At 65.9% G+C, this 9,476-nt stretch carries 9 protein-coding genes; 4 read left to right on the forward strand and 5 right to left on the reverse strand.

Features of this window, described 5'->3' with window-relative positions:
• Position 1: 1 nt before the first annotated feature.
• Complete coding sequence (locus NP3_RS08035) at positions 2 to 1,174, reverse strand: thiolase family protein (protein ID WP_063039297.1); 1,173 nt, start codon at positions 1,172 to 1,174, stop codon at positions 2 to 4.
• A gap of 131 nt (positions 1,175 to 1,305) precedes the next feature.
• Between NP3_RS08035 and NP3_RS08040 the strand changes: the two genes are divergently transcribed.
• From NP3_RS08040 to NP3_RS08050, 3 genes are all read left to right on the forward strand, one after another.
• Positions 1,306 to 2,424 (forward strand): acyl-CoA dehydrogenase family protein, encoded by a 1,119-nt coding sequence (locus NP3_RS08040; protein WP_063039299.1) that lies wholly within the window; start codon positions 1,306 to 1,308, stop codon positions 2,422 to 2,424.
• Positions 2,425 to 2,439: 15 nt separating this feature from the next.
• Positions 2,440 to 3,210, forward strand: a complete 771-nt coding sequence (locus tag NP3_RS08045) for an SDR family NAD(P)-dependent oxidoreductase (protein WP_063039301.1) — start codon at positions 2,440 to 2,442, stop codon at positions 3,208 to 3,210.
• Between the two features lie 69 nt (positions 3,211 to 3,279).
• Positions 3,280 to 4,029 carry an SDR family NAD(P)-dependent oxidoreductase gene (locus tag NP3_RS08050; RefSeq protein ID WP_063039303.1) on the forward strand — a complete coding sequence of 250 codons (750 nt, stop codon included), beginning with the start codon at positions 3,280 to 3,282 and terminating at the stop codon, positions 4,027 to 4,029.
• Between the two features lie 177 nt (positions 4,030 to 4,206).
• Here the strand turns inward: NP3_RS08050 and NP3_RS08055 are convergent, their stop codons facing one another.
• Together NP3_RS08055 and NP3_RS08060 are read right to left on the reverse strand one after the other, a co-directional pair.
• A complete protein-coding gene (locus NP3_RS08055) occupies positions 4,207 to 5,202 on the reverse strand; it encodes an alpha/beta hydrolase (RefSeq protein ID WP_245720854.1) in 996 nt (331 codons plus the stop codon).
• 102 nt (positions 5,203 to 5,304) lie between these two features.
• Positions 5,305 to 6,048 (reverse strand): hypothetical protein, encoded by a 744-nt coding sequence (locus tag NP3_RS08060; RefSeq protein ID WP_084508319.1) that lies wholly within the window; start codon positions 6,046 to 6,048, stop codon positions 5,305 to 5,307.
• 227 nt (positions 6,049 to 6,275) lie between these two features.
• Here NP3_RS08060 and hsaA point away from each other — a divergent pair, with 227 nt between their 5' ends.
• The gene (gene hsaA, locus NP3_RS08065; RefSeq protein WP_063039315.1) at positions 6,276 to 7,442 is read left to right on the forward strand and encodes a 3-hydroxy-9,10-secoandrosta-1,3,5(10)-triene-9,17-dione monooxygenase oxygenase subunit; all 1,167 of its coding nucleotides are present in this window, start codon (positions 6,276 to 6,278) and stop codon (positions 7,440 to 7,442) included.
• A 75-nt stretch (positions 7,443 to 7,517) separates the two neighbouring features.
• Here the strand turns inward: hsaA and NP3_RS08070 are convergent, their stop codons facing one another.
• A complete protein-coding gene (locus NP3_RS08070) occupies positions 7,518 to 8,066 on the reverse strand; it encodes a flavin reductase family protein (protein WP_063039317.1) in 549 nt (182 codons plus the stop codon).
• Between the two features lie 24 nt (positions 8,067 to 8,090).
• Positions 8,091 to 9,272, reverse strand: a complete 1,182-nt coding sequence (locus tag NP3_RS08075; protein WP_063039319.1) for an acyl-CoA dehydrogenase family protein — start codon at positions 9,270 to 9,272, stop codon at positions 8,091 to 8,093.
• Positions 9,273 to 9,476: the final 204 nt, after the last annotated feature.

A 9,476-nucleotide genomic window follows, 5' to 3' on the forward strand; every position in this document is an offset into this window, starting at 1 on the left:
CTCAGACCGTGATGACCAGTGCCGACCCCATGCCGCCGCCCGCGCACATGGCCGCGACCGCGGTACCGCCGCCGCGACGGCGCAACTCATGAGCCAGGGTCACCACCATCCTGGTGCCGGTGGTCGCGATCGGATGGCCGAGGCTGCAACCGCTGCCGAACGGATTGACCCGCTCGGGATCCAGGCCCAACCCACGCACGGCGGCCACGGTCACCGATGCGAAGGCCTCGTTGATCTCGAACAGATCCACATCGCCGATGCCGATTCCGGCGCGGTCCAACGCCTTTCGGATCGCCTCGATCGGCGCGAGGCCGGTGCGCACCGGATCGACGCCGACGCTCGCCCACGACCGCACGGTGGCCAGCGGTGCGAGCCCGTGTTCGGCCGCCAGTTCGGAACTGGCGACGACCACCGCGGCCGCACCGTCGTTCAATCCGCTGGAGTTACCGGCGGTGATCGAGAAGCCCTCGATCTCCGGATGCAGCGGCTTCAGCGCCGCGAGTTTCGCCATTGTGGAGCCGCGGCGCGGATGTTCGTCGACGTCGAAAACCGAGACCCCGCCGTCCCGATCGGTGACCTTGACCGGGACGATCTCGTCGAGGAACCGTCCGGCGTCGATCGCCGCGATGGCCCGCTCGTGCGAACCGAGGGCCCAGGCGTCCATCTCCTCCCTGGACACCCCGGCCAGCCGCGCCGTATTCCAACCGACGAGCATCGCCATATCGTTGCTCGGCGCCTCCGGCGTCGACACATGCGACGGCGAACTCCACGGGTCTTGCCAGTCGTCGGTACCGGGAATCCGCCGCCGCGAAACGGGAGCGGTCGAGAACGACTGGGTCCCACCGGCGATCACCGCACGATCCATCCCGGCCAGCACGCTCCCGGCGGCGGTCGCGATACTCGCCAATCCGGAGGCACAGTGCCGGTTGTGCGCCAAGCCGGGAACATGTGTCAGCCCGGCCTCGATCGCGGCATACCTGGCGATATCGCCGCCACCGGCCACCGATTCGCCGAGCACGACGTCATCGATCAGCTCCGGCGGCACGCCGCTGCGTTGCGCCGCCTCCCGGACAACGACGGTGGCGAGATCGAAGGCGCTGGTGTCGCGCAGGGTGCCCTTGCGGGCGGTGCCGATGGCGGTACGGCAGGCGGAGAGCAAAACGGCGTCAGTCATATAATTCGTTGTACTCTATTACCGCGCCGCCTGAAAGATGCGCGGCGAAAAGCGTGGTGAATCTCGACTCGAGATGTAAAAAAGGATACCTTCGCAATGACGTTTATGTCTTCGGCATCGGGTGGTGACTGATGAACTTCGAGCTCAGCGACGAGCAGACGATGTTATGCGCCGCCTCGCGCGACCTACTGTCGGACCGGGCGCCGATCGCGGCGTTACGGACCTGGATGGAGCGCGACGAAGACGTCGACCCGCGGCTGTGGCGGCTCACCGCCGAGCTCGGTTGGCCCGGCCTGGCGCTACCCGAGGAGTACGGCGGTGCGGGCCAGGGGCTGGTCGAGCTGACACTGGTTGCCGAGGAGATCGGGCGCGGGCTCGCACGCGGTCCGTTCATCTCGACCGCCGTCGTCGGTGCCGCGATCGCCGCGGCGGGTGCACCCGCACTGCGGGCCGAGGCGCTGCCCGCGCTTGCCGATGGATCCGGTTGGGCCACTTGGGCTTTCGCGGAACCGCGGGCTCCGTGGACCCTGGACGGGGTGCATGCCGAAGCCCGCAGCGACGGGGACGAGTTCATTCTCGATGGGGTCAAGACCGCGGTGCAGGATGCGGGCGGCGCCCGCTGGCTGCTGGTCACCGCGCGGCACGAAGGCGTTCCGACATCATTTCTCGTCGACCGGGACAGCGCCGGGGTCACCGTGCGGCGTCAGCAGGTCCTGGATCTGACGCGCGCATTCTACGAGGTCCGGCTCGAGCGGGTGCGCGTCCCGGCCCAGCGCCGCCTCGAGGTCGGGCCCGCCGAGGTGCAACGGCTGCTCGACTACGCCTCCGTACTGCGATGTGCCGATGCCGTCGGGGTCATGGCGCGCATGCTCGAACTCACCGTCGAATACACCGAGGCCCGCGTGCAATTCGGGCGGCCGATCGGCACCTTCCAGGCCGTCAAGCACGCGTGCGCCGATATGGCGATGTTCGTGCACGGCGCCCGCGCGGCCACCTACTACGCGGCGATGGCCGCCGATGCCGATGACGCCACGCGCGCGGCCTGCGTCGCGGCCTCCTATACCTCTTCCGCCGCTGGGGAAGTCACGGCCCGTGCCCTGCAATTACACGGTGGCATCGGCTTCACCTGGGAGCACGACCTGCATCTCTACCTGCGCCGAGCCGAGACCGACGCCGTCCTCTACGGCGGCGTCACCGTCCATCGGGACCGGCTGTGCACCCTGCTGCAACAGTCCCCCGCATCCGTCTGAACGAGAAGGAATTCCATGGAAATCAAGGGTAAGAAGGTCGTCGTATTCGGCGGCGCCTCCGGTATGGGCCGGGCCAGTGCCGAACTGCTGGCGGCGCGTGGCGCCGATGTCGCCGTACTGGACCGTCCAGGTACGGCGGGCGCCGAGGTCGCCGCCGCACTCGGCGCCAGCTTTTACCCCGTCGACATCACCGACTTCGCGGCGACCGAGCAGGCACTCGCCGCCGCCGTGGATTCCCTTGGCGGACTCCATGTCTCGATCACCACGGCGGGCGGCGGCAAGGCCAAGCGCACGCTCGGCAAGGACGGTCCGCACGATCTCGAGACCTTCCGTCAGGTGCTCGACCTCAACGCCGTCGCGACCTTCAATATCAGCAGGCTCGCCGCGGCCCATATGAGCCGCAACGAACCGGAGGATCCGGAGGACACCGGCGAACGCGGCGTCATCATCAACACCTCCTCGATCGCGGCCTTCGAAGGTCAGATCGGTCAGGTCGCCTACACCGCCGCCAAAGCCGCCATCGCGGGCATGTGCCTGACCATGGCCCGTGATCTCGGCTCCCTCGGCATTCGGGTACTCGCCATCGCGCCCAGCCTGTTCGAAACCGGTATAACGGCCAAAATCCCGGACGAGGCGCGGGCGCAGCTGGTCAAGGACGCCGCCTTCCCTAAACGGCTCGGCCGCCCCGAGGAGTACGCCAAACTCGCCCTCGCCATCATCGACAACCCGATGCTGAACGGCCAGTGCCTGCGTCTCGATGCTGGCCAGCGGTTCGCCCCGAAATAGTCGCGGATTCGAACGCGAAAGTTCAAGTCGGGCATCGCATTACGATGCCCTTTTCGAAGGAGGGACGCGATGTCCGAACATGAGGGCAAGATCGCGGTCATCACCGGAGGTGGCCGCGGCTTCGGTAAGGCATTCGGCACCGCATTATCGGAACTGGGCGCGCACGTCGTGCTCGCCGATATCGACGGCGAGGTCGCCGAATCCGCAGCCGCGGAACTGATCGCGGATGGCCGCAATGCGACCGGCCTGGCCTGCGATGTCGCCGACGAGGACGGCGTCGCCGCGATGATCGACGCGGTCACCGAACGCCACGGCGGCATCGACATCCTGGTCAACAATGCGGGCCTGCACGCCGCATACAACAGACCGTTCACCGAACTCGGCCTGGCCAAGGTGCGGCGGGTGTTCGATGTCAATGTCATGGGCGTGGTCAACTGCACGCTCGCGGCACACAAGGCGATGACCGGGCGCGAGGGCGCATCGATCATCAATATCTCGTCGTCGGCGGCCTACGCCAACCGCACCGTCTACGGCGTCTCCAAACTCGCCGTGCGCGGCCTGACCATGTCCTTCGCCCGCGAATTCGCCCCCGACGGCATCCGTGTCAACGCGATCGCACCCGGTTTGATCTTCACCGAAACCATTCGGGCCGAACTCGCTCGCGACGAGGCCGAGCGCGTCATGGGTCAGCAGATTCTGCAGCGCGAGGGCGAGGAGCGCGACATCGTCGAGGCGCTGCTCTACCTGGTCTCGTCGAAGGCGTCCTTCGTCACCGGTGAAACACTCCGTGTGACAGGCGGTTTCGCACTTTCGGTCTAACGTTGCGCCGAATTCTCCTGCGCGACAACAACTGAGGCCGGGTATCGCAATGCGAATCGCGATACCTGGCCTCGGCCTCGGATCAGCTCACTGTGCTCGTCTCAACGCCCTGTGCTCGTCTCAACGCCCTGTGCTCGTCTCAACGCCCTGTGCTCGTCTCAACGCCCTGTGCTCGTCTCAACGCCCTGTGCCCGCCCAGTGCTTGTCGACGAATCGCCGGATTTCCCCGGCCCTTTCCCGGTCCTCCGGTGCGGTCCCGAGGAACATGCCGTGCCCCGCGGCTTCGAAGACATGCAGATCCGCTCCGACACCGGCCGCGCGCAGCTTCCGGTGCAGACGCACGGTGTCCGACAACAACACATCGCGGGTGCCGCTCAGCAGCAGGGTCGGCGGGAAGCCCTTCGTGAAATCCCCGAACAGCGGCGACAGATACGGGTCACGCAGATCGTGCCCCGCCGCGTACAGCAGGATGGCGGGCATCAAGCTCCCGATCTGCACATTATCGAGGCCCTGGTTGGTCTGCCACGTGTCACCCGACTCGGTGAGATCGACTGCGGGGGTACCCGATACCACCGCGGCGGGCAGCGGGAGACCTTCGTCGCGAGCCCGCAGGATCAGCGCGACAGCCAGATTCGCTCCGGCCGAGGTGCCGCCGACGATGATCTCCTCCGGGCGATATTCCTTCAGCAGGGCGTGGTAGGTGGCCAGACAGTCGTCGAGCGCGGCCGGAAACGGATGGTCGGGCGGCATCCGATAATCGACAGACCAGGTCCGGGCTCCTACCGAGGCGGCCGCGCCGATACCCATCGCGCGGCAGATCGCGCCGCCGCACAGGATCCAGGACCCACCATGGAGATCGAGGTACACCCGACGGTCTTCGTCGGCGACTCCCTCGGGGGTGATCACATAGACCTTGGCGCCGACGGTATCGATCTCCGATACCGAGGGACCGGGCGCATCAGTCGCCCCGCCCCGCATCGCCAGCATTCCGAGCACTTCGGCGTCCGTCGATGCGATCATGTCCCGCCAGCCCTGGACGTCGTTCAGCGCCGGATATTCCGGCGACGGCCCGAGCATGCCGCGCGCCAGTATCGTTCGCGCCTGCTCGCTCACCGACGTCGGCACCGGGATATCCCGCGCCGGTACGTGCAAGGTCGGCCGCGGATCACTCACCTGTATTCCTCCGATTCGCCATCGGTCGAGATGAACGGTACCTACCCATAAAGCGCTGCCGGTTTCGTGCAACCCGCACGAAACCGGCAGCCGCCACCAGAGTTATGCGGTCGCGGGCTCCGCCTCGACAACTTCCTTCGCGGCGAGTTCGGCTTCCTCGCCCTTGATCGCCTTCAGCAGCACCAGCGGCGTCGCGACCTTCCAGACGAGGTAGGCGATCGCCGGAATGCCCTGGGCCAGAATGCCGTTCCACGCGAACGGGCCGGTCTTGTTCAGGAAGACGAAAGCGCCCGAGATGAGCAGGACACCCAGGAGCATGCTCAGGTGCGCATACCACCGCGGGAAAATCGGCTTGTCGCGCTGATCGAAGTAGGAAGCGAACCCGATCGACCAGACCTGCAGTACGAAAATACAGGCGTTGCCCACATACATCAGCCAGAAGATGTCGGTCATCGCGGAAAGGACATCAGCGGAATGGCTTTCCGGCCGATATGCGGCGGCGGCCAGAATCGCCAAGGGGTAGAAGAAGCCGGTCGGCGCGACCACGCCGGTGGTCAGCTGAACCATCGACAGCCAGCCCCAGCCGCCCTCGACCCGCTTCATCTGCATACTGGTCGCGACGACGTATGGATATTCGAATGGCACGGTCAGCACCATGATGGCCACACACAGCAGAATCCCGTGCTGATGCTCGACCAGGAAGTCGCGAACCTCATTCGCGGACATCGTCGGACTCATCGGCGACAGCAAGTCGCCGACACCGTAGGCGACCAGCATCAGTACGAGGACCAGGAATCCGCTCCACGCCGACCAGCGCTGTAATCTGAAATAGATTGATTTTTTCAACGGATCTCCTTCGATCTCTGCACTCATCGCCAGCAATTCCGTCCCGAGGACGAAAGCTCCCCTAGTGTGATGACCCGCACATTCGACCGTCAGCGAACTTCCGCAGAGCGGGACGGCCGCGCAGCCGCCCCATCGTCGGAGCCGCGTATTCCCGTTCAGCGGCAGCCGGGTGCGAGCCGGTCGTGTTCCGGCTGGAGTACGCGGTGCTCAGGGCGCAGGATTACGGCATGGACAACGATGTAGCCGAGGCGGTGCGCGGGCTACTGCCGGAACTGGCCGAACGCGCGGCGCAGGTCGACGTGACCGGCGAAATACCGGAACAGACGATGACCGACCTGATCGCCGCAGGCGTCTTTCGGCTGCTGCAACCGAAGTGGAGCGGGGGCCTGGAGGCCGATCCGAATCAGTTCTACGACGTGGTCCGGATGATCGCGGGCACCTGCGGCTCCACCGGGTGGGTGGCCTCGGTGCTCGGGGTAGTCCCCTGGCATGTGGCGCTTTTCGACGAGCGTGCACAACGCGAGGTGTGGTCCGATCATCCGAATGCGCTGATCTGTCCGTCCTATGCGCCGGTCGGCCGATTGACGCCGGTTGAAGGAGGCTACGAACTCAGCGGACGCTGGCGCTTCGCATCCGGCTGCGCACACGCGTCATGGGCGGTACTCGGCGGCACCGTCTACGCCGACAACGGTGACCCGGTGGATATCGTGTCCGCACTGGTACCGCGCGCGGATTACCGAATCGACAAGGTGTGGGACTCGGTGGGACTGCGCGGCACCGGCAGCCATGACCTGCACATCGATCGCATCTTCGTCCCGGAATACCGGACGACGCGCAACTACGACGTCACCCACCGGCGCGGTCCGGGCCAGAAACTGAATACCGGCCCGCTGTATCGGATGCCGTTCGGAACGATGTACAGCTATTCGGTCACCGCGCCGATGATCGGTTTGGCGGAAGGTTGCCTGGAGAAATTTCTGACGCGCATGCGCAATCTCAACCGACCGAGTTTCGGCGGCGGCGGCCTCAGCACGGACCGGTCCGTGCAGATCGCCGTCGCGCGTGCCGAATCGGATGTCGACGGGGCCGTCCTGCAGATGCACCGGAACCTGCACGACCTGTACGAACGGGCGCGCCGTCGCGAGGACATCCCGATGGAGCTGCGGCTGCGCGGCCGCCGGGATCAGGTGTGCGGCACCGAGCGCTCGATCACCGCGATCGATCTGGTTTTCCAGGCCGCGGGCGGCATGTCACGACGCCGTGGCAACCCGATCGAACGGGCCTGGCGGGATGCGCATACGGGCAGTATCCATGCCGGTAACGATGTCGAATCGTCGCTGGCGCTGTGCGGCCGTGGCTCGTTCGGGTTGTACGTCGACGACATGCTGGTCTGAACAGACGACGACCCCAATGGCCTGCCCTGCCATTGGGGTCGTCGAATTACGCACTGCTACACCGGGTTCAGGTGACTACCACCCGACGAGCTGGTCCATGACCAGCGACGCGCTGGCGAGGTAGTCGCCGTACCCACCGCGGAAGAACAGCAGCGGAGTGCGCACCGACTCCACCCGCAGTTCGTGCACCTGCCCGACGACCAGAACGTGGTCACCGATCTCGACGATCTGGGCAACCGCGCAGTCCACCCACGCGACAACACCATCCAGTACCGGATTGCCCAATGCCGACGACTGCCACGTCACGCCCTCGAACCGGTCGCCACCCCTGGACGCCATCCGCCGCGACACGTGTTCCTGGTTGCCCGCCAACGCATTTGCGCAGAACCGCCCGGTCTCGCGGATGCGTTGCAAGGTTGTCGACGACGTGTCCACCAGGAACGACACCAGGGGCGGGTCGAGCGAGACGGAGGTGAACGTCCCCACGATGAATCCGTGCGGGCGCTGATCATCGTCGAGGGTGGTGATCGCGACCACGCTCGTGGGGAAATGGCCGAGCACATTCCGGAAGTGGCGCGTATTGATCGCCACCACCGTCTCCTGCGTTGATCGGATCTCGGTCATATCCATCCTCCCTATCCGCTCGTGTCAGACCATCACGACCATCGACGGCGGCAGCTCGAGCCCCATCTTGACCAGTGCGTTCGCGTGATAGGCCGTACCGGGAACGTGGACCATGTGCTGCAGTGCCATATGCGCGTCACGCCAGTACCGCTGGATCGGGTTACTCCGCCGACCGGCGTTTCCACCGGAGCGGGCGAAGATCTCGTCCAATGCCGAAACCGCCCGCCAGGCACAGCGGACCTGATTGCGCCGGATATCCAACCGGTCCTCCAGCGTGATCGGCTGCCCGGACTCCAGCTGGTCATACAGCCGACTGACGCCGTTGATCAGCTGAATCCGCGAAGCCTCGATCTCCGAAGCCGCCTCACCCGCGGCGTAGAGCGTGTACGGATCGTCGCGCACCTGGACACCGGTCACCGCGACGCGCTCGCGCTGCTGGTCCAGGTGCACACGCAGTCCGCCCTCGCAGATTCCAATTACCGCGGAGGTCAACCCGAGCGGGAACATGGTCGTGAAGGGCAGCTTGTACACCGCATCGGTGAGGCCGCGCTTTTCGGCCGCCGCCCCCTGCATGATCTCGTCCTGGACGATGACGCGGTAGTCGGGCAGGAACGCCCCCTCGATCACCACGTCCTTACTGCCGGTACCCGACAGGCCGACCACGTCCCAGGAATCGTCGATGATCTTGTAGTCCGCACGCGGGACGACCACATGCAGCACGGTCGGCGGCCCGGCCGGCTTACCGGTGCCGTCACCGAGCAGGGCGCCGAGGAAGACCCAGTCGCAGTGGTCGGTGCCCGAGGAGAACGGCCAGCGGCCGGTGAGCCGGTAGCCACCCTCGACCGGATCGGCGACGCCCATCGGCATATAGGGGGAGGCGATCCAGGTGTCCTGGTTGTCGCCCCAAACCTCTTGCGGCAGACGAGGATCCATCTGGGCCATCTCCCACGGATGAACGCCGACGACACCGCACACCCAGCCCGCGGCGGGGTCGTGCTGCGCGACCGCCATCACCGCTTCGGCGAAATCGCGCGGGTGCGCTTGATAGCCACCGAACTCCTTGGGCTGCAGCAGCCGCATCACCCCCGCCGAACGCAGCAGTTCGGCGGTCTTATCGCTCAGCTTGCCGAGCTTCTCGTTCTCCTCGGCGAGTGCGGCCAGTTCCGGCCCCAGCTCCTCGACACGTTGGACTACTTCGTGTGCCACGACGCACACCTCCTACTTACTGGGAAACTACAGGTGCCGCCGCGACGGCCACCGAAAGTGCCGATCTGGCGAGGGGATTCGCTCATTGTGATTCCTTGGTCCATGCGGTCACCACGGACTTTCCGCTCACTGGAAAGACCCATGGTGCGTTGGCGTCGGGCGGACTATGAGACGGTCGGTTTGCGGGTGAGGAATTCGATCGCC

Source organism: Nocardia pseudovaccinii NBRC 100343, assembly GCF_001613225.1.
GTDB lineage: Bacteria > Actinomycetota > Actinomycetes > Mycobacteriales > Mycobacteriaceae > Nocardia > Nocardia pseudovaccinii.

Excerpts from the sequence above, each read along its gene's own strand:
- NP3_RS08035 (WP_063039297.1), bottom strand. The coding sequence starts at position 1,174 with ATGACTGACGCCGTTTTGCTCTCCGCCTGCCGTACCGCCATCGGCACC.
- hsaA (WP_063039315.1), top strand. The coding sequence starts at position 6,276 with ATGGACAACGATGTAGCCGAGGCGGTGCGCGGGCTACTGCCGGAACTG.
- NP3_RS08040 (WP_063039299.1), top strand. The coding sequence starts at position 1,306 with ATGAACTTCGAGCTCAGCGACGAGCAGACGATGTTATGCGCCGCCTCG.
- NP3_RS08050 (WP_063039303.1), top strand. The coding sequence starts at position 3,280 with ATGTCCGAACATGAGGGCAAGATCGCGGTCATCACCGGAGGTGGCCGC.
- NP3_RS08045 (WP_063039301.1), top strand. The coding sequence starts at position 2,440 with ATGGAAATCAAGGGTAAGAAGGTCGTCGTATTCGGCGGCGCCTCCGGT.
- NP3_RS08070 (WP_063039317.1), bottom strand. The coding sequence starts at position 8,066 with ATGACCGAGATCCGATCAACGCAGGAGACGGTGGTGGCGATCAATACG.